The organism is Chloroflexota bacterium (assembly GCA_014360825.1).
In the GTDB taxonomy this organism is placed as follows: Bacteria; Chloroflexota; Anaerolineae; order UBA2200; family JACIWT01; genus JACIWT01.
This window is the reverse complement of the sequence record JACIWT010000001.1, coordinates 198251-222164: the sequence shown is the minus strand read 5'-3', so window position 1 is coordinate 222164 and position 23914 is coordinate 198251. Positions and strand designations below refer to the sequence as shown.

Sequence of the window (23914 nt, the reverse complement as noted above, 5' to 3'; positions counted from 1 at the left end):
AAGGAACACGGTATTATTCGAGACGGAGGATGGTCAATGAGCACGATAAGGATTACGGATAGTGTGGATTGGATCGGCGTCTTTGATCCAGACCTGCGCGTGTTCGATATCATTATGGAAACCAAGCGGGGCACGAGTTATAACTCCTACCTGGTGCGCGGGGAGAAAACAGCCATCATCGAGGCTGTCAAAGCCCCTTTTGCCCAAGAGTATCTTGACAACGTTCGTTCCCTCATAGACCCGGCATCCATTGACTATATCATTCTCAACCACATGGAACCAGACCACACCGGTGCATTGGCAACTCTCCTCGAGAGCGCGCCTCAGGCAAAGGTTGTAGTATCCAAAACTGGCGAGCAATATGTCAACAATATTGTCAATCGCGAGTTGAACCCACTAAAAATGGACGATGGCGACACTATTGATCTGGGTGGCAAGACGCTGCGCTTCGTTTTCGCTCCCTTCCTACACTGGCCCGATACTATGTTCACCTACTTGGTAGAAGAGGGTGTCCTTTTCCCCTGCGACGTTTTTGGCTGTCATTTCTACGACCCGCGTCTATTCAACGACCTGGTAGACGACTTCAATGGTGAGTTCGAGTACTATTTTCAAACTATCATGCGCCCTTTCAAAGAGAAGATGCGCGACGCGTTAGCCAAAATCAAGGGTTTCGATATCAAAATCATTGCCCCATCGCACGGGCCCGTGTTGCGAAAAGACCCCTGGTCATACTACGAAAGGTACGTTCAGTGGGCCACCGAGCCACTGGACGGCAAGCGTGCTGTCATTGCATTTGTGAGTGCCTATGGTAACACCAGGTCCTTGGCAGAGGCCATCGCAGAGGGACTAAGAGAAAGCGGGGTAATGGTTAACCTAGTGGACTTAGCAGCAAAGGATCTGAATATGAGCCTGCTGACGGACATGGTGGAGCAGGCCCAGGCTTTGCTTGTTGGCTCACCCACTATCAATGGTGACGCAGTCGCACCAGTGTGGCGCTTCCTGGCGAGCCTGGCGACTATCAGATTACGTGGCAAGATCGGCGGGGCTTTCGGCTCCTATGGCTGGAGTGGTGAAGCAACGAAAATGATCGAGGATCGCCTTAGTAGCCTCCGACTCAAGGTGCCTGTGGAAGCCGTGCGAGCCAAATTAGTACCAAGCGCTGCAGAACTAGAGAAAGCCCGCCAGTTTGGGCGCCAGATCGCCGCTGAAATCCAGTAGTTCGGCAGGACCAAATGGAGAAGGACTAAATATGACCGGGGCAGCCGATACCATTCTGGCTATAGATATAGGTGCGGGAACACAGGATATCTTGTTATACCAAGCAAGGCAGCCCATGGAGAATAACATCAAATTGGTTCTGCCTTCGCCGACCACCCTTTTGGCGCGGCGTATCGAAAGGGCCACCCGCGAGGGATGTGACGTTTTCCTGACAGGCAACCTGATGGGTGGCGGGCCTTGTGTCAGTGCCCTGAAGCGCCACATCCGCGCCGGGTTCCGTGCCTTTGCTACACCTCGCGCTGCCAAGACGATCCGCAATAACCCCGAACAAGTGCGTGCCTACGGCATAGAGATTGTGGATGCGCCGCCACCAGGTAACGTGGTTGTGTTGGAAACCCGCGATGTGGATCTCTCCCTTTTGCAGACAGTGTTGACTCCCTTCGATGTAACATTGCCGGACACCATCGCGATTGCCGTGCAGGATCATGGCGAATGTTTAAGCGGCAGCAATCGCCGATTTCGTTTCCAACTCTGGCGTGAATTCATAGAGGGTGGCGGCCGGTTAGAGAAACTGGCTTACCGCAAACCACCCGCCCAGTTCACGCGTATGTGCGCCGTCCAAGAAGATGCACCTGGCGCCATCGTAATGGATACGGGCGCCGCTGCCATCTGGGGAGCGCTGTGTGACGAACAGGTTTCCGCTCACCGAGACGAGGGCTTGGTAATTCTCAATGTCGGAAACCAACACGTGTTAGGTGCACTGGTTCAGAGAGAACGAATATGGGGCCTTTTCGAGCACCATACCGTATTGGTGAAACCGGAGAAATTGGCCAATTTAGTAGCACGTCTGCAAGAGGGAGCGCTCACGAACGAAGAGGTTTACACTGATGGCGGGCACGGTGCTTTCATACATGAGGAATACCCAGGTGGCTTCAATCGCGTCGCTGTCACCGGCCCCAACCGGGCAATGGCGCGCGGCCTAGGCTATTACATGGCTGTGCCCTATGGTGATATGATGCTTTCCGGTGCCTTCGGTTTAGTGGCAGCGACCAGGCGATTGCTGAGCATAGGCGAGGGGATGCTGTGAATGCACGGGACTGGCTCTGGCAGTTGTTTTGGGCAGCCATTGGAGGGGCTCTGGCCGGCAGTTTCATTGCTGCCGCGGGCCCAGCGGTAGACTACACGTTGGAAGGCACACACAAACAGGGACTACGCCCAAGCACAGTGTTCGCCTTCGCCACGGTCGGTGCTCTCATCATGATGGGAATGGTGATCGCCGTGAGGTTAACGCAGCGATGATATCTAAGGTTGTAAACCGGCCACCGTCTCGGCATCCAGTTTGCGAATGAGTGCCACCAGCAGGTGGAGGCAACGATCATAGTCATCTCGGCGTAAAATGCCGGCGTGGCTGTGAATGTGCCGTGTGGGCACACCCAAAACCACAGTGGGCACCCCTGTCTGATGCAGATGGATTACCGAGCCATCGGTGGCTCCGCCCTCCACCGCTGCGTATTGCAGCGGTATCTCCAGTTCTTCCGCCGTGGTGATAACGAGATCGCGCAATTTGAGGTTGGGTATCATGCGCGCATCAAAAACCAGTAGGCTTGGACCACCGCCCAATTTGGTAGCCGATTCCTCGGGTTTGATGCCCGGCACATCCCCGGCAATGTCCACCTCCAAGATGATCGCTACGTCGGGATGGACGGCCCAACTGCTGGTGGTTGCGCCGCGCACACCTACTTCTTCCTGCACTGTTCCTACTGCGTATACAGTATTGGGGTGCTGTTCGTCTTGCAGGCGCCAGAGAGCTTGAATGAACAAAGCACAGCCTACTCGATCGTCCCAGGCTTTCGCCAGATAGGTTTTGCCGCCGGCAAGCGGTGTGAACGGACAGATGGGCACAATCGGGTCGCCCACACGCACGCCAGCCTCTTTCACCTCCGCCGCGCTGCGCGCCCCAATATCTATATACATATCCTTCTTCTCGACCATCTTCTTGCGCTCTTCCGCGGGGAGAAGGTGGGGTGGCTTCGCACCCAGAATGCCCACCACGTCGCCCTTGCTTGTTTTGATCACCACTTGGTGGGCTAGCATCACTTGTTCCCACCAGCCGCCCAGGGGCACAAATTTAATGAATCCCTCTTCAGTGATCAACTTCACCATAAAACCTACTTCGTCCATGTGCCCAGCCAGCATCACCTTGGGACTTGCTGAGGTCCCATTCTTCACAGCAATAATGCTCCCCAGTTTATCTTCTTCGATCCGGGCTACACCTGCTACGTGCTTACGGATCACTTCGCGCACTTCGGATTCGTAGCCGGGTACACCGGAGGCTTCAGTCAATTCCTTAAAAAGCGTCTCTGTGCGGTCCAATGGTTTTTCCTCCTGTTTCTACGTTCGTGATCAGTCTTCTCGGTAATGACACCCGCGACTTTGCCGATTCTCCCAAGCAGCGCGCTGCACAATGATCGCCGCACGCACCATATTGCGAAGCCCAATCAGAGCATCACTTAACTTCGAGGTGCCATAGAACTCCTCGATGTCGTACTGTAGATTGCGCAGATCACGGTAGGCACGTTGCAGACGCCGTTTGCTGCGCACTAAACCGACATAATTCCACATGATATGCTTGATGCTAGTCATATCTTGTTGGATCAGTGCCGGGTCGGCGGGAGCAAGACCAGCGTCATACCAAGGCGGAATGTCATTGGGGTTGAAGCGGGGGGCCTCGGCTATCGTGCGTGCTGCGTCCTCACCCGCCCGCCAGCCCCAAACCAACCCCTCCAGCAGTGAAGCGCTGCCCAGACGGTTCGCACCGTGCACTCCAGTACAGGATACCTCACCCACCGCATATAGATTGTGAATGTTAGTACGTCCCCATATGTCGGCCCACACGCCACCACAGAAATAATGGGCTGCCGGAACGACGGGGATGAGATCCCTGGTGATGTCCACTCCATACTCTCGACATTTCTCGTAGATGGTAGGGAAACGTTCTCGGATCTGGTCAGCGCTCATGTGGGAGGCTAGATCCAGGTACACACACTTGCTTCCAGCGGCCAGCATCTCTAAATGTATGCTGCGTGCCACCACGTCGCGGGGAGCCAAGTCCTTCCACTTGGGCGCATACTTGTGCATGAATGGCTCCCCATTCTCATTGACTAAGCGCCCACCTTCACCACGCACCGCCTCGGTCACCAGGAAACGTGCTGCGTCGCGATAATAAAAGGCTGTGGGATGGAACTGTACATACTCCGCATTGATGATGCGCGCTCCCGCATGGTACGCCATAGCAATACCGTCGCCACGAGCACCTGGTGGGTTTGTAGTGTGCAGGAAAATCTGGCCTAAGCCGCCGGTCGCCAAAATGGTTTTGCGAGCGATGTAGGCAATCACACGGTCCCGCACCTGGTCGTACACGTAGGCCCCAACGCAGGACGGCGGGTCGTAGACCGCCAAGCGGTTGAGTGAGTGGTGCGCTGGAGTAAGCAGGTCCACTGCCGTATGCGAGGTCAGGAGTGTGATATGAGGCTGTTCACGCAATGCACGGATGATATGAGACTCAATGGCGTGGCCAGTGGCATCGCCTACATGCAAGATCCGCGCCGTCGAATGGGCAGCCTCTCGGGTGAATAGGAGCTCCCCATCCTGGCGCTCAAAGGGCACCCCAAGCCGTTCGATGAGCATAGCCCGCAACAACGGCGGCCCCTCTTCTGCCAGAAGGCGCACCGCTTCGCGGTTGTTCAGGCCATCGCCGGCTTGGATCAGGTCTTGGGCCAGAAGTTCGGCTGAATCCTGTGAGCCTCGATAGATGATTCCGCCTTGGGCGTAGAGAGTATTGGATTCTTGTGCTTCTTGGGCTGCAGTAATTACCGTTACCTGTAAACCCGCATCCGCCAGGCGTAGGGCTGCTATGCCCCCTGCGATGCCGCAACCAATTACCAGCACATCGGTTTCTACATAATGTTCACTCATTTTGCCGCCAGCATCTTTTCTAAGGCCAGATTGGCCCAATAGGTGGTCTCGGTATCCACGTGCACCACGTTGTGAGGACGTCCGGCGACCAGTTCTTCCAGTATCCAGAGCAAATTGTGGGGATTGATGCGGTACATCGCACCGCAGAGGGAGCGTGCCAAGGGCACGATGGTTTTATCTGGGTTCTCCTTGGCCAGCCGAGCCACCAAGTTGATCTCTGTTCCAACAGCCCAAGATGAGCCTGAAGGCGCATTCTCGATAGTGCGCACAATGAAACTGGTGGAGCCATTCAGATCTGCTGCTTGCACTACCTCGACAGGGCATTCCGGGTGCACAATAACCTGGATGTCCGGGTACTGGGTGCGCACAGCAAGCACATGCTCTACCTTAAAATGGGTGTGAACGTGGCAATAACCTTTCCACACTACTACCCTAGCCCCTTGCGCCATCTCTCGGCTCGCCTCAGGCGTTGCAGGGTCCCAGAGGGAGATTTCATGCGGCGGGATACCCAAGGCCAGTGCCGTATTACGACCCAGAAATTCATCCGGGAAAAAGAGGAGATGCCCTTTTTGAGCGAAAGCCCAGCGGAAGAGTTCTTTTGCGTTGGCAGACGTGCATACAGCCCCACCCCGGCGCCCACAGAACGCCTTCAGTGGTGCAAGGGAATTCTGATAGGTAATGGGTATGATATCATCTGGCCAGAGCGTGCTCAGGTGTTCCCAAGCCACTTCGGCGTCATCGGCATCGGCCATAGCAGCCATGGGGCAAGCGGAGGTCGAATCGGGGATAATGACCAATTGCTCTGGCGAACAAAGCATCGCGGCTGTCTCCGCCATGAAGTTCACACCGCAGAAGACGATGTACTTGGCTCGTTTTGCACTCGCAGCCTGGCGTGACAGTTCCAGTGAGTCGCCGCGGTAGTCTGCGAACCGGATGATCTCATCGCGCTGGTAATGATGACCTAAGATAACCAGGTCAGCACCCAATTTTGCTTTCGCTCGCCAAAGGCGAGGTTCGATCTCTTCCCAAGTCAACCTTTCATATTTCTCGGGCAACGTTATAGAAGGCTTTCTCTCTTCGCCCTCTATTTCCAGGCTCATGTCGAGCGCGGATACGGAATGAGTGAGCGCACCAACGGAGATGCAGTCCACGCCAGTCGCGGCGATGGCGGCAACATTCTCCAGCCTCACATTCCCCGAGGCCTCCAGTTCTGCTCGCCCAGCAGTAATGGCGACTGCGCGGTACATGTCCTCGAGGGACATATTATCGAGCATGATGCGGTCCACACCCAGGGCCAGAGCCTCGTGCAGTTCGTCCAAGTTCCTGACCTCTACCTCAATCGGTAGGCCTTTACGGTTGCGTGTTCGCACCCGCTCCACTGCTGCTGTGATGCTCCCCGCCGCGATAATATGGTTGTCCTTAATCAGCACCATATCAGAAAGGCCGAAGCGGTGGTTTTGTCCCCCACCAGCGCGGACAGCCATTTTGTCTATCAAACGCAGGCCAGGGGCTGTCTTGCGGGTGTCGAGAATGCGCGCTCGCGTGCCCTTCACCGCTTCGACGTAGCGCCGCGTAGTTGTGGCGATGCCCGACATACGCTGCAGGAAATTGAGAGCCACGCGCTCGGCGGATAGAATACTGCGGGCAGGACCGCGTACTTCTGCCAGTATGTCGCCGGGGACTATCACGTCGCCATCAGCCACCAGAGGCACAAAGGAGATGTTCTTGTCAACAACAGAGAAAACCAACGCTGCCACTTCCAACCCGGCGACAATGCCGTTTGCCTTGGCGATAATCTGTCCTCGCACACACAAGTCAGCCGGTATCGTCCATTTGCTCGTTACATCCCCACGGCCAACGTCCTCACGTATCGCATGGCGGACGATCTTGAGTAGTTCTCTATGTTCGACCTGATCTATTGGATACTGCCTCGCTCCTGCTGTCAATGGATACCCCTTTTCCTACACCTTTTATCTAATCGCTGCGACGACAAGGCTGGGCTAGCCCGGTCATCGCACCAATGGTCCAAAGGCCACCCCAACCGCCCATATTATCACCATGAAAATCACGAGGATGACGATGGAAATAGCGATAAAGGCGAATATCCCGACAAGCACATTGATGCCCCGCTGTTGATGACCAAGGATCAGCGTACCCATACGCTCAAAATTTGGCAATGAGATGACAAACAATCCTATTACTGCTCCCCAGACCATCCCATCAGAGATTAGGATCGGTCCACCCACCTGCGCTAACAGTGATTCCAACGCCCTTCCGAGAAATGCGCCCAGCAGGCCACCGATTAGAATCCGCCAATTGAGCATCCCCTTGAGCATAACACCCCTACCAATGCTGGATGGCCCAGCTCAATTCGTCTATACTGGGCACGGCGTTGCCCAATTTGCGGATGACTAGCCCCGCCGCATAATTTGCCAGACGTGCCGCGGATACTACATCGAGACCACCAGCCAATGCCTGGGTAAGCACTGCAATGACCGTATCGCCCGCTCCCGTCACATCGAAAACCTCAGTGCGGTTCGCGGCAGGCAGATGTAAATAGCCCTCTTTGGCTGAGATCAGCGACATGCCCTCTGGCCCCCGGGTGATGACCACAACCTGTGCACCCAACTCGCGCTGAAGCATTTCACCTGCCAGGCGATAGTCTTCTTCGCTCTCCAGGGTATGCCCAACTACAGCCTCTGCTTCGCCTCGGTTGCCGCGCACCAGGTCAAAGCCGCGATACTTCCGCCAATCCCCTTGAGAATCCACAGTGATGAGTTTGCCGTGTTGTCGCGCCAATCGAAGCCCGGCCTCGACCATTTCAGCGCTGGCAACACCAGTGCGGTAGTCGGAGAACAACACGGCATCCACTGTGGGCGTCAGGCGCTCTAATTGCGTCAGCAGTGCCGTCTGGACACTCCCCGCAACCGGACGGCGATCGAGGTAATCTACTCGCGCCAACTGCTGTGGAAAGCGCAGCGAGCCCTCGGCTACGATGCGCATCTTGGTGGTGGTGGGCCGGTTAGGGTCAGTCACGATGCCACCCACACCAATGCTGCGCTTCCGCAGTTCATCCAGCAGCCGCTCGCCGGCCTCATCTTGCCCGATCACTCCGACGACCTCAGCCAGCCCGCCCAGAGCGCAGATGTTGTGAGCGGGATTGGCTGCGCCACCAGGCACATAGAAACGGCGCAGGAATTCCAGCACCGGGATAGGTGCTTCACGCGAAAGGCGCGTGGCCTGTCCAACAACGTATTCGTCGAGGAACAGGTCCCCTACCACAAGCACTCGCACGCCGGTGAGTGCAGATAGTTGAGCGATCAGATCCGTTGACTCCAAATGTTCTCCGAACTTACTGTACGCTATTCAGCACTCATTGTTAATTCTAACTCGCTACGTACCCCAGTCTCTTGGATACAGAAAGTCCGTTCCAATTGTTCGCCGGCTTACTTTGGCAATGATCGGTGGCAGGCGCTTGAACTGATTGCGGCGCATCAGAGCAATCACTTTGTGCACGAAATCAGCATCGAAGCCAGCGGCAATAGCCTCATCGGCAGAATAGCGCTCGTCCACCAAAAGGTAGAGTAGTTTATCCACCTCGGCGTAGGTGAAGCCCAATTCCCCTTCGTCGGTCTGTCCGTCCCACAAGTCCGCCGACGGCGGTTTGGCAATAATGACCTTCGGGATGCCCAACGCTTGTGCCAATTGACGCACCTGGGTTTTGTACAGATCGCCAATAGGGTTTACTGCTGAGGCCATATCGCCGAAAATCGTGCCGTAACCTAATAGCAACTCGGTCTTGTTGCTCGTGCCAACCACCAGGGCATTGAACTCGACGGATTTGTCGTAGAGCACAATCATCCGGGCACGGGACATCACGTTTCCACGCCGAATGTTGCTCATCTCGGGGTGGCGCTCAAAATATGGCTCCACCATAGGCGTGATGTCTTCTACTACGGTACGTACACCCCATTGATCAACAATCAACCGCGCATGGGCAGCGGAGTCGGGTGAACTAGTGCGATAGGGCATCTGCATCGCCAGAACATTCTCCGGTCCTAATGCCTCCGCAGCCAGCACGCAAGCAACCGAGGAATCCACCCCACCCGAAAGACCCACTACCGCCCGCTGGAACCCGCTGCGGTTCAGTTCGGTGCGGATAAAGGTCGTGAGCACCTTCCTCGTTAAGTCCTCGTTGATGCGCAATGCTTTTTCAATGTCCACGTTTCACTTCACCTCGTCAGCATCATGCAAGCGGCGCAAGGAATCCAGCACCAGCCAATGCTTCTCGTCGCGCAGGAGTGGTAGCCGCTGGCGTGTCCGGCGAATCTGGGCCAGGTCTATCGTCGCTGTAAGCAAGGCTTCTTCGAAGTATGGTCCGTGCGCTACCAAATCTCCGTCCGGGCCGAAAACCGTCGAGCCACCCCAGAAATTGATGCCGTCTTCAAAGCCTACTCGATTGCAGTGAGCTACATAAGTGGTCAGGAATGTAGCATAACTTCGATTGACATTCTCTACCGATTCGGAACTCCCAAGCACCGACCCTTTGCCTAACCCACGCCCAGGGCTGGAAGACATCATGAGTAGCAGATCGGCGCCATCGAGCCACATAATATAGGGGGAACTAATATGCCAGAAGTCCTCACAGATGAGCATGCCGATGCGTCCAAAGCGGGTGTCGAAAGCGCGGAATTCATCCCCTGCCGCCAGGAAGCGCCCCTCTTCAAAGAGCGTGTACGTGCATAAGTAGACTTTGCGGTGAACGTGAAGGATCTGCCCGCCACTTAAGTAGGCAGCCGCAATATAAAAGCGGTGTCGCCTATCTCTTTCGACAAATCCGACCACCACATCCATCTCTCCTGCGGCGCTGAACAACGCATGCCAGACGCTTTCTGTCGGCTCCAGCGTCAGTGCCAAGTCGGGTACCTGGTCGCGAAGCGTATAGCCAGTAAGCGAAAGCTCAGGGAAGCAGAGCAAATCCACGCCCTGCGCCCTGGCTTCTTGGATTACTTCTATGTGGCGTTGTAGATTCGCCGAAAGATTTCCCAGGCGGGGGGCGATCTGGGCCAAGCCGATTGTGAAGTGCATTGATGTAAAGCCTCCTGTGGTTTGACTTTATTATATAGCCTCGTAGGTAATTTTGGCAAGAGGGCATTTGTTTTGACAAAACCCCCATTCGTGCCTATCATAAACTGCGATCCGTTTTTACACAACGGAAATTCTTTTTACCGCTTGAAGACGCAAAGCGTGAGCGAGGAAGGGGGCATAGAAATTGGCTAAAGTTCGAGTGGCAATCATTGGGGTGGGCAATTGTGCCTCATCTCTGGTACAGGGTGTGCACTTTTACAAAGATGCACACGAGAGTGAATTCGTGCCCGGGCTAATGCATGTAAACGTTGGCGGCTATCACATTCGTGATATCGAGTTCAGCGCCGCATTCGACATTGATGTCAATAAAGTGGGCAAAGATCTGTCGGAGGCTATCTACATACCGCCTAACAACACCTATCGTTTTTGCGACGTCCCTCACCTGAACGTGCCCGTATACCGCGGTATGACCCATGACGGCTTGGGCAAGTATCTCAGCCAGATTATCAAAAAAGCGCCTGGGGCGACTTCCGATATCGTGGGCATCCTAAAGGAAACGAAGACCGATGTGGTGGTTAATTACCTCCCAGTGGGCAGCGAAATGGCCACCAAATGGTATGTTGAGCAAGTTCTCGACGCGGGTTGCGGCTTCGTCAACTGCATCCCCGTTTTCATCGCCCGGGAGGCGTACTGGCAACGGCGTTTCAGAGAACGAGGCCTGCCCATGATTGGGGACGACATCAAATCCCAGGTAGGGGCGACTATCACCCACCGCGTGCTAACGCGCCTGTTCCGCGAGCGCGGAGTTCGACTGGACCGCACTTACCAACTCAATTTCGGCGGCAATACCGATTTCTACAATATGCTAGAGCGCGAGCGGCTGGAATCGAAGAAGATTTCCAAAACCAATGCGGTCACTAGCCAGTTGGATTATGACCTGGGTCCTGAGAACGTGCATGTTGGCCCCAGCGATTATGTGCCTTGGCTTACCGACCGCAAATGGTGTTACATTCGAATGGAAGGCACCACGTTTGGCAATGTCCCATTGTATCTGGAATGCAAATTAGAGGTGTGGGACTCACCTAACTCTGCGGGCGTGGTCATCGATGCTATCCGTTGCTGCAAGATCGCAATGGATCGTGGCCTGAGCGGCACCCTGCTCGGTCCTTCGGCCTATTTCATGAAGTCGCCGCCGGTACAATACACTGATGAAGAGGCCCGGGCCATGGTCGAGGCTTTCATTTCTGGTGTGGATACTCAAGAGACGGCTAATACTCGTGAGGAGAAAGGCTGAGGGCACTCTGCAGAAAAGCCAAGTTTGTGAGAATCAAAGGTAACGAGACCATCACTTAGCGGCCGACGAAAGATTGCCGGCCGCTTTTCTTGTTTTCGACGGTCTTTTGGTGTAAAATGTCAGCAACTTGACCCCATGGTGAAGGTTCTCTCAGTTTGCAAGGAGGGAATTTATGGTAGAGATAGAAAAACCTGTGGCTTTTTATCTGGGCAAGCGATTCGACATTGCAGCCAACCAATTGTTAGATGAGCCAGTGTTCTATGATGCCCGTGACCTGACCACTCACGGGGTGTGCCTGGGGATGACTGGTAGTGGAAAAACCGGCCTGTGCATTGACCTACTCGAGGAGGCCACCTTGGACGGTGTACCCAGCATCCTTATTGACCCCAAGGGCGACATCACCAATATGTTGCTCACCTTCCCGGAATTACGACCCGAGGATTTTGAGCCCTGGGTCAATCCGGATGATGCACGCCGCAAAGGTTTGACTATCAGCCAGTATGCAACAGAGGTAGCCAATCTGTGGCGGGAGGGCCTGGCCAAGTGGGGTCAGACTCCTGACCGCATCCGGAAATTGAGAGAAAGCGCCGAGTTTGCGATTTACACACCAGGAAGCGACGCCGGTATGCCGGTTAGTATTCTCCATTCCCTCGATGCACCCGGCCTCTCCTGGGAAAATGAAGAGGAAACGCTGCGCGAGCAGATACGCGGCACAGTCTCGGCTACCCTGGGCCTGGCGGGCATCACTTCGGATCCCATCACTGGCCGTGAGCATATCCTCCTGGCAACCTTGTTCGAACATGCCTGGCGCCGGGGCGAGAACTTGGATATCGCCAAACTCATCTTGTGGGTACAGAACCCTCCTGTCCGCAGAATAGGGGTGTTCGATATGGATACTTTCTTCCCTCCCAAAGAGCGCTTTGGTTTGGCGGTGGCGCTCAACAACATCATCGCTGCACCCAGTTTTCAGAACTGGATCAAGGGGCACCCTCTGGATATCGAAAGCATCTTGTGGACAGAGCAGAGACAACCCCGCGTAGCCATATTCTATATCGCTCACTTGAGCGATGCCGAGCGCATGTTCTTCGTCACCTTGCTACTTCAGCAGATACAGACTTGGATGCGTAAGCAGTCTGGCACCACCAGCCTGCGTTGTATCGTGTACTTTGATGAGTTATACGGCTATTTTCCGCCTTACCCCGCCAACCCGCCCAGCAAACAGCCCATCCTTTCCCTACTCAAAACGGCTCGCGCCTACGGCGTTGGTCTGTTGCTCACCACCCAGAACCCCGTGGATCTCGATTATAAGGGCCTCACCAACATAGGGACCTGGTTCATCGGTAAACTTCAGACCGACCGAGACAAGATGCGCGTCCTAGAGGGGTTAGAGGGCATTGGCGCAGAAACGGGGACGCTCCTAGACCGCAACTATCTCGATCGGGCTATCACGTCGCTTCAGTCTCGTGTTTTCATTCTGCATAACATCAACCAAGCCCAGCCGATCGCCTTCATGACCCGCTGGGCTATGTCGTACCTGCGTGGCCCTTTGACCAAGAGCCAGGTGCAAACACTTATGGCGCCAACGAGGAAGGAGATCCGCGAACAAGTCACCCAGGTTCTGCCAACCGAGCAAATCCAACCCTCTGCGCAGATCTCATCCGACTTTTTGCCCGTTCCTCCCACGTTAGCCGCCGAAATCAGCCAGTATTTTCTCCTCCCGAATGTGCCCTGGGAGCGAGTAGCACAAAAGGAGGAGGAGCGGCGCGGGCGTTTCAACGTCCAATCAAGGCAATTGGTATACAAGCCTCACGCAATTGGTTGGGCCACGGTGCACATTGAGCACGCCCCCGCAGGCATTGCACAAACCATCGAACGATCTGCTTTGATAGAGCCACCCGAGGATATGGCCCTGGTGGACTGGGATAACGCGCAGCCCGTGCTCAGTCGAGATGACTTGTCTTCCAAACCACCGGCAGAGGCCCTCTATTGGGATGTGCCGCCTACCTTAAGCGATCCCCGCAAACTGCGAGCGCTGCGGGATAGTTTCAGCATCTATCTTCTTCGTGGCACCTCGCTTAACCTCTTCCAGAACCGTTCCTTGGGCCTGCTTTCCGAGCCAGGCGAAACGCTCGAGGCATTCAAAACCCGCTGTGAGGCGAAGGCCCAACAGTTGCGCGGGGAGCAGATCGATGCCTTGCACGCCCGATACGACAAACAGATCGAGCGAGTGCAGGAACGGCTGCGCCGCAAAGAGCGTGAACTCCAGCGAAACCAAGCAGAACTGGCACAACGTAAGCGAGACGAAACGATTTCTGCCGGCGAGTCAATATTGGGCGTGTTCTTGGGTCGGCGCGCGATTCGTTCCCTTTCGGTAGCCAGCACCAAGCGAAGGCTAACCCAACAGGCTGAAGCAAAGGTATCGGAGTCGCAAGCGGCTATCCAAGATCTAAAAGCCCAGATTGAGGATTTAGAGAAGAGCCTCCAAGAGGAGGAAGGCGCTATTGCCAGCAAACTGGCAGAACTCGTGGAGGCTATCGAAGAGGTTCGCATCGGCCCCAAGAAGCGAGGGGTTACAGTTGACCTTTTTGGTATCGCGTGGGTGCCGTTTTGGCATGTGATCTGCACTACCGAGGCGGGGACAACTGAGACGCTGGCAGTAGCGGCCTATCGGGTTGGGACATAACTACACAGGACAACAAAATGGGCCTGGTACAATGCGCCAGGCCCATTATCGTTCTCTGGCCCGAAAGGGTATACCGTTTGATTACCCAGCAGACCGAGTAGAGAAGACAACAGGGATCGTCTTAATCAAAATGAGGAGGTCGAGCCAGAACGAACACTTTTCTACGTATTCGATGTCGAGCCTCACGACCTCTTTCCACGGGAGTTTGCTGCGCCCGTTAATCTGCGCTAAGCCCGTGATCCCGGGTAGCACATCCAACCGGCGCAGATGCCAAGAATCATACTCAGCGACCTCGTATGCCACTACTGGCCGAGGACCCACCAGACTCATCTCGCCCTTCAGAACATTAAGAAGTTGTGGCAGTTCATCCAGGCTGGTACGGCGCAAGAAACGGCCCAGGCGTGTGATGTGGCGGTCATTGTGGGGCTTGAAAAGACTTTGACCATTTGGTCCACCATGTCCATTGATATACTGTTTAGCAAAGGCCCGCAGTTCATTCTCGTCCACGTTCTGGCGCATGGAGCGGAACTTGTACAACACGAACTCACGACCCCATCGCCCGACGCGCTTTTGTCGGAACAGCGCCGGCCCTGGAGAGTCGAGGCGAACCGCCACAGCAATGAGTAAGAGCACGGGCCAAAGCAGCAACAATGCAATAGAGGCAATGACCACGTCCAGTATGCGCTTAGCCCACCGATAGGGCCAATCATCGGCACTCCGGACAGAGGTAAGCCAGGAAATGGATCGCACATTATTAGAAGAGGTGGCCTTTGCTAAAGGATGGGTTGGCTGCCATGGTAGCATTTCAGTCTTGACGTCGATCATCGGCCCTTTTCCAAATCCTCCTCACTGTGATCTAACTCACCACTATCCTAACAAATCAAAGTGAAAACCCAATGAAAACTCTTTCCCCACACGTTAAGATTTATTCACCTGCCTCGCTGCAAAACGTCTTTCAGATATATTGTGAGGCTCAGCCTACATCCTGGCCGAGCCCCTCGTTGTCCGGGTGGTGACGAGCCCCGTCATCTCCTCTCCGCCGCCCTTCGGATTGAAGCGACGGAGCCCATCCACCCGTCTCAAAGGAGGCTTGGGTTAACATACCCAAGCGAGACAGGAAATTCCTGTCTTCGCTAAAAATATAACACCATATTATGAATAAAAGATGAAAACTCCAGATTGGAGGCTTACAATTTTTTCACGCTGCGGGAGGGAGAGAGGGCTTCCCCAAGTGGACGGAGAGGCCCATCCTGGTGCTGGGTTTTGGTTATTCTACTAGTCCTGTTTGGGTGGGTGCGGAGGATAATGGCATAGGTGGGTAAGGCATCGTTCCACAACGGGTGAGCACCACCGCGCCCAGGCCGATTATCCCTAGGACCAGGTTGAACAACCAGCCTAGGCATGGGACTTGGGCCAACAAGGTTATGATCGCTACGCCAACTACCGCACGCAGCAACGCGGCTTGGTCGCTCAGGCGCAAGGATTCGAATACTCGCTGCCCCACAACGTAGCCCGTAGCCACCCAACCGAACAGCCACGCCGCTGCTGAAGCCAAAACAAGGACGAAGGCAATGGGAATACCGATACAGACAATAACAAGCAGGGGCACCACGATCAACAGGGCGGCGAGAGTGAGCAATCCAATCCCGAAATCAGTTGGAACAGCGGCCGATATCGCATCGCTTACTACGCGTACCTGCTGGGGTACAAAAACCACAACCACCACTGCCAAGGCCATCATTGCGAGCAATGTGACGATGCTCCAGAAAATACCGCGTATTAAAGAGAACAGCGAACTTGCCCAAAACTGATCACGTTGGCGTTCTGGCCCCCATGTCCAGCCAGGCATATAGCGCCAACCGAAGGAACCTAATCGCATCCCTTCCACAACGTGGCCACGCACGAGGGCACCTTCTTGCTGCTCCAGAGCCCCGCCGAGCACAATTACATCCGTGTCCACTTCTGCAGAACTTCGCAGGATCACATCACCGCCAATCGCGCTCAGACTGCCTGTAATATGGCCTGCGGCATCTACCTTGCCCCCCATCACAAACACGTCTCCTCTAACGAGGGAGTTTTCTTCCAACAATACGTTCCCACCAAAAACAGTCAGGTCGCCTTCTAGGACCTCGCCGGAGCGCAGCGTGTAATTCTGGCCGAAGAGGACTTTACCTCCAGTGCCATCGTCTGCGGAGGCCGATGTGATTACAAGAGCGGTTGCCAGAAGAGCGGTCAACAACGCAACCTTTATCTTGGCCATTACTCCCCTCCTTGATAGTTATCGGGAATACCTGCGTGCTTATCGCCCACGATATCAACCTATTGCCTCATCCGTTCGGATCTTGCTTTGATACCCCGTTACCAAGCGTGCCCAGAGGGCGACTAATCCGAAGGCTATCAGGCTGTAGATGCCCAACAACAGAGCCACTTTCTCTGACCATAACCCAGTGATCAAAAGAAGCACCGCCCTGCTCAAAACCTCTAGCACTTCGAAAACCGTTGCCGCTTGGTCCCCCAAGTGAGATATTAGGCGGACTAAAGGAAGAGGAGACACAGGACCTGGGCGTCCCAGTAGAACGAATATGACACCTGATGCAAAGAGCACGATAGTCCAAAGCACAGCCCATGCAAGCCCTGCCCTAATCAGACCCTGGAAGCGTTTTCGCCGAATTTCGTACCGGAGAAGGCGATGCATAACGTGAGTCGTGAATCCTGCTGCAGGTGTCGCCTTAGGTGTGGACTCAAGGAAAACGGATACGCGCTGCAGGGCCAGCCACATCTGTCCACACTGTGGGCACTCCGCGAGGTGTGCATGCAGGACCTCCGCTTGTGGTGGGTCCAGCAGATGGTCCAAATAGAGCGACATATACTCTCTTGCTCTATGGCAATGCATTGCGGACCACCTCCTCTTCTCGCATTCTCGATATCCCTGACAAGAGGTGCTCCTCCTTGCTATCCTCATGGTAATCTGGTACTTCGGCGATTATTCTCTGGGCCAGCATTTCTCTGGCACGGTGTAATCGTGATTTCACAGCACTTTCGGTCGAACCCGTAATCTCAGCGATTTCTGTGTAGGATAGGTCCTCCCAATAACGCAATACCAAAACCAATCGATAGTTGGCAGGCAAGATACTCAGTAAACGCGCGATCTGGTCGCGTTCCTCCTGGGCCCTCATTCCTTCCTCTGGATGTGTAGACTCACACGTCGTCGGCCCCCATCTCGCGATTTCATCCCAAGAGAGCGTGTGCATGCGCCGCCGACGTAGCCGATCTATACAGTAGTGGGAGGCGATAGAGAGCACCCACGAAGAAAGTTTCCGCTTCGGATCATAGGAATGCAATCGGCTGTAAACTCGCAGAAATGTCTCCTGAGCAGCGTCCTCGGCTTCCATGGGTGTACCGAGCATTCGGTAACAGAGGTTGTAAACCGGATTCTTATAGGCCTCAATGAGTTGGGCGAAGACGGCCTGGTCCCCAGCCAAGATTTGGGAGACCCAGACCTTCTCCTGGTCCATATTGGGGTTCCTCTCATATGCACTATGTATACGCAATGGCTTGCGTAAGGTTGCGTCGCGAATTGTAACACAAAATGCCAACGCAGTGTTTGCTAGCACATCCGGGTAGAATGTCTCGTGAAATGCCTTACAGGGACAACGGGTCCCAGAGATGCATCTGGTAGGGAGGACGCCTCCCGTCCAACAAGATGAATGGGGCTGCTCGATTCGCCAGGATGCCGATCTTTGTCAGATCTTCCAAATAGCGGAACTTTGCTTCCTTGCGCAGATGAATGATCCGGCGCGCTGAGCGTGGCCCAATACCCGGTATGCGAAGCAATTCCTCTCGGCTGGCGCGATTGATCTCAATGGGGAACCTCTGAGGGTTGTGGTGTGCCCAGGCCATCTTGGGGTCTTCGCTCTGGAGCAAGTTACCATTCTCATCATATATCAATTCATCAAACTCGAAACCGTAGAGGCGTCGCAGGTAATCGGACTGATAAAGGCGGTGTTCGCGCAACAACGATGTAGCGGCCTGATTCTCGAGTGGGGTGTCCGGGATAGGCTGGAAAGCACTGAAATATGCCCGTCGCAACTCTACTTCACGGTAAAGGCGATCCGTAGTGGTCAGGATCTCACGGTCAGATTCGCCCGCCGCCCCAACGACGAACTGGGTGGTTTGGCCTGCCGGTGCACCCAGACCGCGCTGACGAAATTCGTGAACCCAGCGCATAGGGATGAGTAGATCATTCTCAAAATCTTTCGCGCCGCTCAGGTGGGCCAGACGCGTCGAGTTAGGCGCTTCTAAGTTCAGCGAAACGCGGGTGGCCAATTGCACTGCTCGCTCCACGCATGCTTTCTCAGCCCCGGGCAGGATTTTCAAATGGATGTAACCACGAAACTGGTACCTATTGCGCAGTATCTCCACTGTGGTGATCATGCGCTCCATTGTCTGTGTCCCGCCCCTACGTACGGCTGAGCTGAGGAAAAGACCTGTCACCCGTTTAGATCGCCAGAGTTGGTCGAAGAGCCGTGCCAGTTCCTCGCATTCGAAAGTGAAACGGGGAGTATCACGCCCAGCACGGTTAGCACAGTATCGGCAGTCGTTATCGCAGGCATTGGTGAAAAGGACTTTGAGAAGCATAACCCGCGTGCCATCGGGCAGCGCGACGGGATATATCCAACGGCCAAGGTTGTCGCGAACTCGCGCTGCAGCGGTACCACACGCTTCGCCGCAAAGATCGTATTGGGCTGCCCGGCCTAAGGCTTCGGCTTTTTGGAAGATATCCACTTCTGTTTCCACCGGATCTCCAAATATGACCTATCGCCAGCTCATTATACGAACAAATGTTCGATTTGTCAAATAACGTAGACGAAGGAACAAGGTATAACGGCTCTCCTTATGGCCACAAGATATAAACGCCGTTTTCAAACGACCTGTGTCTCCCAACCGAGTCAGAGAAACCATTGACAAACGCAAAGCATGTGACAATCGCAAATCGCAGCGGCTCGTTGACAAAGGCGCCTTTTTGTGATAAACTGTATATAGATTTCGGTCTGTTTGTGAGTTTGTTTCACAGGCTGAGCGGAAGGGGACCAATGAGCACCGTTTATTTGGCTCGTTGCCCGGATTACAAAGCGGAGATAATCCAAGAATGCGTCCGCACTGCAGCGAAGGCGCTTGGAATTACCTGGCCACAAAGGCAACGAGTGTTTCTCAAGCCGAACTGTGTTTGGGCTCATCCCAAATACGCTCCCTCTGCCTACACCCACCCCGAAGTGCTGCGTGCCGTCGCCCGCCTCCTCCATGATAATGAGATCATCCTCGGTGAACACGGCCTCATCGGTTTTCCTACCAATTTGTCGTTCAGCAAAGCGGGCTACACAGAACTGGCGAAGAAAGAGGGTTTCCGCCTGCTACCAATTGACGAAGCAGTTACCCAACCCATCTCCTTCTCACGAGGCGTTATCCATACAGAGATTAGGCTGCCCCGTGAATTTGTCACCGCTGATTTCCGTGTCGCACTGCCGAAACTTAAAACCAGTGTTTATACCGGCTTCACTGCCGCCGTCAAACTCAATCTGGGCCTGTTACAAAGTGAAGAAATGGGCTTCCAACACTACAAACTAGCCGATAAATTGGTGGACTTGCTCGAACTACCCCATCCCGACCTGATCATTGTGGACGCCATCCACGTCGGTGAAGGCGGCAGTTCCCTCACCTGTCGGCCGCGGCCCGTAGGCGCGCTGATTATCGGCACCGATCCGCTCGCTGTGGATGTAGTGTGTGCCCAGGCGTTTGGCTTGAACCCCGGCGAGGTAGAGTACCTGCGTTTGGCCGCTGAGCGAGGCTACGGATCCATAGACCCAGCCTCAATTGAAATCATTGGCGATCTTTCCCTAACGGAACTGATGGAGGCAGGGGCGATCATTGATCGGCCTGATGTGGATCTCGGCAATGTGAAACTTCCACCTCACGTGCGGGTTGTAAAAGGCGAACCTTACTACCCCACGGGTACGGCCGGCGCCTTGCGCGAACTGTTCTATATCCTCGAACAAAGCAACGTTGCCCTTAAGGGCGCTCGCGAGACTACCTTGGTGATCGGTAGAGTGGATGAGGAACTAATCGGCCAAACCGACACGAGTGCTCTCGTCCTGCTCGGCAATAGTGCGCATGTCTCACGCTATCGTGGCTTCGGCCGGGTGGTACGGCTCAAAGGAACCTCGCTCAGCACTCGTGAACTTCTTGACAACCTGCCTTTTATCATGAAGATCGAGAACCCCCGGGATGAGTTTCTGGGTGAACTCGGCCTGGCGTCTGTCCGCTCTGTCTTCGGCAGACTACAGCGCCGAATAGGCGCGTAAGATATCTCAAGCCAGGAATGATGTGAAACCAAGCTTGAAGGAGGTGATGCGCGTCGTTAATACGTAATATCATTCAAAGGACCTATTTATCTCGAAAGATTTCTCCTAAAGGAGGGGAAAAATGTTTGCTACTCTTCAGAAAATTGGTCGCTCTTTGATGCTTCCCATCGCTGTGCTCCCCGCAGCCGGTATCCTGCTCCGCTTCGGTCAGCCGGACCTTCTGAACATTCCCTGGCTGGCGGATGCGGGTGGGGCCATATTTGGCAACCTGCCATTGCTATTCGCCATCGGCGTGGCCATCGGCTTTTCCGAGGGCGCTGGTGTGGCAGGTTTGGCCGGCGCAGTCGGCTACTGGGTGATGACCAAGGTGGCCACCGACATCAACCCTACTATTAATATGGGTGTGCTCGCCGGCATCATCATGGGTTTGCTGGGTGCTTTCCTTTATAACCGCTACCACACCCAAGTGCTGCCGGAGTTCCTGGCCTTCTTCGGTGGCAGGCGCTTCGTTCCTATCATCACTGCCTTTGCCGCCGTGGTCCTAGGCCTGGTCTTCGGCGTGATCTGGCCGCCAATTCAGAACGTCATCGCCGTCATCGGCCGCTGGTCAAATGGACAGCCTATTGCCGGTGGTTTTGTCTTCGGTTTGCAGAATCGCCTGCTGATCCCATTCGGTCTGCACCACGTCGGCAATAGCCTGATCTGGTTCCAGTTACCCGGGCCCACACCATTCTATGATGCCAGCGGCAAGGAGATCTTCGGCGACCTCAACCGCTTCTTCGCCGGAGATAGAAGCGCGGGCCTGTTCATGACCGGCTGGTTCCCGATCATGATGTTCGCCTTACCGGCCGCCTGCCTGGCTATGTGGAAAACCGCCAAGGGCGAGGGCCGCAAGGTAGCCGCTGGTGTTCTATGGAGCGCAGCTCTCACCAGTTTTGTCACCGGCATCACGGAACCAGTCGAATTCTCCTTCATGTTCGTAGCGCCCGTGCTCTACGTTCTGCACGCTACTCTCTCCGGCCTATCGCTGGCCATTTGCAACCTGCTCAACATCCATTGCGGCTTCACTTTCTCCGCGGGCGTCATTGACTACCTTCTGAACTGGGGCATCTCGGTCAATCCCATTCTCGTCATCCCCGTGGGCCTGGTGTTCGGCGTGGTCTATTACTTCCTGTTCGTCAACATCATCGAGAGAATGGACCTGCCTACCCCCGGCCGCGAGAAGGTAGAAGCGGGTGAGGTGTAAACCCTGATCCAGTGATGCCTCGGGCTGTTCAAACCACAGCCAGCACATCGCTTAGGTCTTGATAACGGGTGAGGGGGGTCAGTCTGGCCTGACGAGCCCGACCACCCCCTTCACTGTGCGTAGGAAGGATGAAACAGACATGCGAGAGAAAGCACTGAAGATCCTCGAAGCCTTAGGGGGCAAAGACAATATTACTTACATCGATGGTTGCATCACTCGAATTCGTGCGACGGTTAAAGACCCCTCACTGGTGGATGAGCGCAAATTGAAAGCGGCAGGCGCCATAGGTGGCATTCTCAAGATGGGCACCGGCATTCAAGTAGTAGTGGGCACCTATGCAGAAATCATCGCCACTGAGATCAGCAAGATCATGAAAGAGGGATGAGAGCACGAAATATCGCCTGTTATCGCCATTCACTGGTCAAGTGATACCTATCGAAGAGGTGCCTGATCCAGTTTTTTCACAAAAGATGGTTGGAGATGGCTTGGCGGTTGTACCAACGGAGGGCGTGGCCGTCGCGCCCATCGATGGGGTGGTAGCAGTCATCGTAGGCGGGGGCCACGCCCTCGCCATGACTGGACCAGAGGGCACGGAAATCATTGTGCACGCTGGTCTGGAGACGGTTCGGCTGAGAGGTGAGGGGTTTACGAAACTGGTCGAGGCGGGCACCCCAGTTAAGGCAGGCCAACAACTGCTGCGCTTCGACATTGGGTTGATCAAAGAACGCGGTCATGCGTTGGCTTCGCCGGTCGTGGTGAGCAATATACCAGAGGGTTGGCAATTAGTGAAGACCAAAGCGAAACGGGTAAGGGCCGGTATAGATACGTTGCTCACACTAAGAAGGGCTTAGGTTCCAAGTGAGGGGGTTGACTGTGAAGTATATTCGCGGTGAAATCTATACTGCCACCGAGCATCTCCTCGATGGCGCGGTGATCGTGGCTGAGGGACACATCCGTGCGGTGGGCCTGGCAGTGGATATAACTGTCCCCTTCGGGGCAGAGATCATTCGCCTGGCGGAAGGTGAACGCCTGATACCCGGGTTGATTGACATCCATGTCAACGGCGGTGGTGGTTACTGTTTTGCCCGCCGCGATACATTTCTCACCGAACTAGAAAGTTATGCCCGCTGGTTGCCTCGTGGAGCAACCACGGGGTTTCTCCTGTCCATCGCCGCGCCCACCCATGAAGAATTGGCTGCCCTTGGCGACATCGTAGGCGCAGCAGCAGTGCGCGGCACGTCCGGCGCGCGAGTCCTAGGGGTGCACATGGAAGGGCCCTTCCTCAACCCCCAGCGCAAAGGCGCTTTCTCTCCCGATTGGCTGCGCCCTCCAGACGTCGAGGAAGCCGAAGAGTACTTAGCCGCATGTCACGGACAACTTAAGGTGATCACGATTGCCCCCGATCTGACAGGTAGCGACCTGGTCGCACAACGGCTACACGCAGCAGGGGTTGTGGTGGCACTAGGCCATACCAATGCCTCCTTTGAGGTAGCGCAGGCGGCGTTGCAAGGCGATTTCACTCATGTAACGCATGCTTTCAACGCGATGCGCGGCTTCCAGCACCGCGACCCCGGCACCGTGGGAGCGGTACTTACCTCTGAGCGAGTAACAGCGGAACTTATTCCCGATGGCGTGCACGTCCACCCCGGCGCGATGCAACTGCTTCTGCGCTGCCTGGGCACCGACCGCGTGATATTGGTCACAGATGCCATGGCCGCCGCGGGGTTGGGCGACGGCGAATATTCACTGTTCGGCCAGACCGTTCGGGTTCGGCAGGGCAAGGCTACGCTCTCCGATGGCACCATTGCTGGCAGCGTCCTAACGATGAACCAGGCAGTGTGCAACGTCGCAGCGTGGCTGAATGTGCCCTTCGGTGAGGCGGTAAAGATGGCCTCTCTGAACCCAGCGCGAGTGCTGGGTTTGGCAGATCGGCTGGGCAGCATTGCCGTGGGCAAGCAAGCCGACCTCGCCGTGTTGGATGCGGCAGGTGAGACGGTGTGGACGATGGTGAGAGGGGAGTTCGTTTATCAAAGGGAGGGCGGAGTCTAGGC

General features: G+C 55.2%; 22 protein-coding genes. 10 read left to right on the top strand and 12 right to left on the bottom strand.

What is annotated here, in order from left to right; genetic code table 11:
* The first annotated feature begins 36 nt into the window (after positions 1-36).
* The 3 genes from H5T64_00915 to H5T64_00905 are packed head-to-tail and all read left to right on the top strand — an operon-like array spanning position 37 to position 2517.
* A complete protein-coding gene (locus H5T64_00915; protein MBC7262902.1) occupies positions 37-1218 on the top strand; it encodes an FprA family A-type flavoprotein in 1182 nt (393 codons plus the stop codon).
* A gap of 31 nt (positions 1219-1249) precedes the next feature.
* Positions 1250-2305: a DUF1786 domain-containing protein gene (locus H5T64_00910; protein ID MBC7262901.1), complete on the top strand. Its 1056-nt coding sequence runs from the start codon at positions 1250-1252 to the stop codon at positions 2303-2305.
* The gene (locus H5T64_00905; protein MBC7262900.1) at positions 2302-2517 is read left to right on the top strand and encodes a hypothetical protein; all 216 of its coding nucleotides are present in this window, start codon (positions 2302-2304) and stop codon (positions 2515-2517) included. Before H5T64_00910 ends, H5T64_00905 begins: the two co-directional genes overlap by 4 nt.
* A gap of 3 nt (positions 2518-2520) precedes the next feature.
* Here the strand turns inward: H5T64_00905 and H5T64_00900 are convergent, their stop codons facing one another.
* The 7 genes from H5T64_00900 to H5T64_00870 form a co-directional block, all read right to left on the bottom strand.
* Complete coding sequence (locus H5T64_00900; protein MBC7262899.1) at positions 2521-3591, bottom strand: M42 family metallopeptidase; 1071 nt, start codon at positions 3589-3591, stop codon at positions 2521-2523.
* Between the two features lie 30 nt (positions 3592-3621).
* Positions 3622-5193 carry an L-aspartate oxidase gene (nadB, locus tag H5T64_00895; protein MBC7262898.1) on the bottom strand — a complete coding sequence of 524 codons (1572 nt, stop codon included), beginning with the start codon at positions 5191-5193 and terminating at the stop codon, positions 3622-3624.
* A complete protein-coding gene (gene nadA, locus H5T64_00890) occupies positions 5190-7139 on the bottom strand; it encodes a quinolinate synthase NadA (protein MBC7262897.1) in 1950 nt (649 codons plus the stop codon). Before nadA ends, nadB begins: the two co-directional genes overlap by 4 nt.
* A gap of 63 nt (positions 7140-7202) precedes the next feature.
* Positions 7203-7529: a hypothetical protein gene (locus tag H5T64_00885; protein MBC7262896.1), complete on the bottom strand. Its 327-nt coding sequence runs from the start codon at positions 7527-7529 to the stop codon at positions 7203-7205.
* 7 nt (positions 7530-7536) lie between these two features.
* Positions 7537-8532 carry a bifunctional hydroxymethylpyrimidine kinase/phosphomethylpyrimidine kinase gene (locus H5T64_00880; GenBank protein MBC7262895.1) on the bottom strand — a complete coding sequence of 332 codons (996 nt, stop codon included), beginning with the start codon at positions 8530-8532 and terminating at the stop codon, positions 7537-7539.
* Between the two features lie 54 nt (positions 8533-8586).
* A complete protein-coding gene (locus tag H5T64_00875) occupies positions 8587-9411 on the bottom strand; it encodes an NAD+ synthase (protein ID MBC7262894.1) in 825 nt (274 codons plus the stop codon).
* A 9-nt stretch (positions 9412-9420) separates the two neighbouring features.
* Positions 9421-10281: a carbon-nitrogen hydrolase gene (locus tag H5T64_00870; protein ID MBC7262893.1), complete on the bottom strand. Its 861-nt coding sequence runs from the start codon at positions 10279-10281 to the stop codon at positions 9421-9423.
* A gap of 184 nt (positions 10282-10465) precedes the next feature.
* Here H5T64_00870 and H5T64_00865 point away from each other — a divergent pair, with 184 nt between their 5' ends.
* Together H5T64_00865 and H5T64_00860 are read left to right on the top strand one after the other, a co-directional pair.
* On the top strand, positions 10466-11575 hold the full coding sequence (locus H5T64_00865; GenBank protein MBC7262892.1) for an inositol-3-phosphate synthase: 1110 nt from the start codon (positions 10466-10468) through the stop codon (positions 11573-11575).
* Between the two features lie 172 nt (positions 11576-11747).
* Positions 11748-14258, top strand: coding sequence for a hypothetical protein (locus H5T64_00860; GenBank protein MBC7262891.1), 2511 nt, complete (start codon positions 11748-11750; stop codon positions 14256-14258).
* Positions 14259-14339: 81 nt separating this feature from the next.
* On the opposite strand, the gene H5T64_00855 is transcribed toward H5T64_00860, so the two are convergent.
* The 5 genes from H5T64_00855 to H5T64_00835 form a co-directional block, all read right to left on the bottom strand.
* The gene (locus H5T64_00855) at positions 14340-15083 is read right to left on the bottom strand and encodes a sugar transferase (GenBank protein MBC7262890.1); all 744 of its coding nucleotides are present in this window, start codon (positions 15081-15083) and stop codon (positions 14340-14342) included.
* A gap of 442 nt (positions 15084-15525) precedes the next feature.
* Positions 15526-16518 (bottom strand): hypothetical protein, encoded by a 993-nt coding sequence (locus tag H5T64_00850; protein MBC7262889.1) that lies wholly within the window; start codon positions 16516-16518, stop codon positions 15526-15528.
* A gap of 54 nt (positions 16519-16572) precedes the next feature.
* Complete coding sequence (locus H5T64_00845; protein MBC7262888.1) at positions 16573-17151, bottom strand: zf-HC2 domain-containing protein; 579 nt, start codon at positions 17149-17151, stop codon at positions 16573-16575.
* The gene (locus H5T64_00840) at positions 17138-17773 is read right to left on the bottom strand and encodes a sigma-70 family RNA polymerase sigma factor (GenBank protein MBC7262887.1); all 636 of its coding nucleotides are present in this window, start codon (positions 17771-17773) and stop codon (positions 17138-17140) included. Before H5T64_00840 ends, H5T64_00845 begins: the two co-directional genes overlap by 14 nt.
* A 127-nt stretch (positions 17774-17900) precedes the next feature.
* Positions 17901-19043: a helix-hairpin-helix domain-containing protein gene (locus tag H5T64_00835; protein ID MBC7262886.1), complete on the bottom strand. Its 1143-nt coding sequence runs from the start codon at positions 19041-19043 to the stop codon at positions 17901-17903.
* Between the two features lie 308 nt (positions 19044-19351).
* Here H5T64_00835 and H5T64_00830 point away from each other — a divergent pair, with 308 nt between their 5' ends.
* From H5T64_00830 to nagA, 5 genes are all read left to right on the top strand, one after another.
* The gene (locus H5T64_00830) at positions 19352-20617 is read left to right on the top strand and encodes a DUF362 domain-containing protein (protein ID MBC7262885.1); all 1266 of its coding nucleotides are present in this window, start codon (positions 19352-19354) and stop codon (positions 20615-20617) included.
* A gap of 121 nt (positions 20618-20738) precedes the next feature.
* The gene (locus tag H5T64_00825; GenBank protein ID MBC7262884.1) at positions 20739-21863 is read left to right on the top strand and encodes a PTS transporter subunit EIIC; all 1125 of its coding nucleotides are present in this window, start codon (positions 20739-20741) and stop codon (positions 21861-21863) included.
* Positions 21864-22002: 139 nt separating this feature from the next.
* The gene (locus H5T64_00820; GenBank protein ID MBC7262883.1) at positions 22003-22248 is read left to right on the top strand and encodes a PTS glucose/sucrose transporter subunit IIB; all 246 of its coding nucleotides are present in this window, start codon (positions 22003-22005) and stop codon (positions 22246-22248) included.
* Positions 22249-22288: 40 nt separating this feature from the next.
* Positions 22289-22714, top strand: a complete 426-nt coding sequence (locus H5T64_00815; protein MBC7262882.1) for a PTS glucose transporter subunit IIA — start codon at positions 22289-22291, stop codon at positions 22712-22714.
* 22 nt (positions 22715-22736) lie between these two features.
* The gene (gene nagA / locus H5T64_00810) at positions 22737-23912 is read left to right on the top strand and encodes an N-acetylglucosamine-6-phosphate deacetylase (protein MBC7262881.1); all 1176 of its coding nucleotides are present in this window, start codon (positions 22737-22739) and stop codon (positions 23910-23912) included.
* The last annotated feature ends 2 nt before the right edge of the window (positions 23913-23914 follow it).

Coding starts and splice junctions, on each gene's coding strand:
- H5T64_00915 (MBC7262902.1), top strand. CDS start 37: ATGAGCACGATAAGGATTACGGATAGTGTGGATTGGATCGGCGTCTTT.
- H5T64_00910 (MBC7262901.1), top strand. CDS start 1,250: ATGACCGGGGCAGCCGATACCATTCTGGCTATAGATATAGGTGCGGGA.
- nadB (MBC7262898.1), bottom strand. CDS start 5,193: ATGAGTGAACATTATGTAGAAACCGATGTGCTGGTAATTGGTTGCGGC.
- H5T64_00885 (MBC7262896.1), bottom strand. CDS start 7,529: ATGCTCAAGGGGATGCTCAATTGGCGGATTCTAATCGGTGGCCTGCTG.
- H5T64_00870 (MBC7262893.1), bottom strand. CDS start 10,281: ATGCACTTCACAATCGGCTTGGCCCAGATCGCCCCCCGCCTGGGAAAT.
- H5T64_00860 (MBC7262891.1), top strand. CDS start 11,748: ATGGTAGAGATAGAAAAACCTGTGGCTTTTTATCTGGGCAAGCGATTC.
- H5T64_00855 (MBC7262890.1), bottom strand. CDS start 15,083: ATGATCGACGTCAAGACTGAAATGCTACCATGGCAGCCAACCCATCCT.
- H5T64_00850 (MBC7262889.1), bottom strand. CDS start 16,518: ATGGCCAAGATAAAGGTTGCGTTGTTGACCGCTCTTCTGGCAACCGCT.
- H5T64_00845 (MBC7262888.1), bottom strand. CDS start 17,151: ATGCATTGCCATAGAGCAAGAGAGTATATGTCGCTCTATTTGGACCAT.
- H5T64_00840 (MBC7262887.1), bottom strand. CDS start 17,773: ATGGACCAGGAGAAGGTCTGGGTCTCCCAAATCTTGGCTGGGGACCAG.
- H5T64_00830 (MBC7262885.1), top strand. CDS start 19,352: ATGAGCACCGTTTATTTGGCTCGTTGCCCGGATTACAAAGCGGAGATA.
- H5T64_00825 (MBC7262884.1), top strand. CDS start 20,739: ATGTTTGCTACTCTTCAGAAAATTGGTCGCTCTTTGATGCTTCCCATC.
- H5T64_00820 (MBC7262883.1), top strand. CDS start 22,003: ATGCGAGAGAAAGCACTGAAGATCCTCGAAGCCTTAGGGGGCAAAGAC.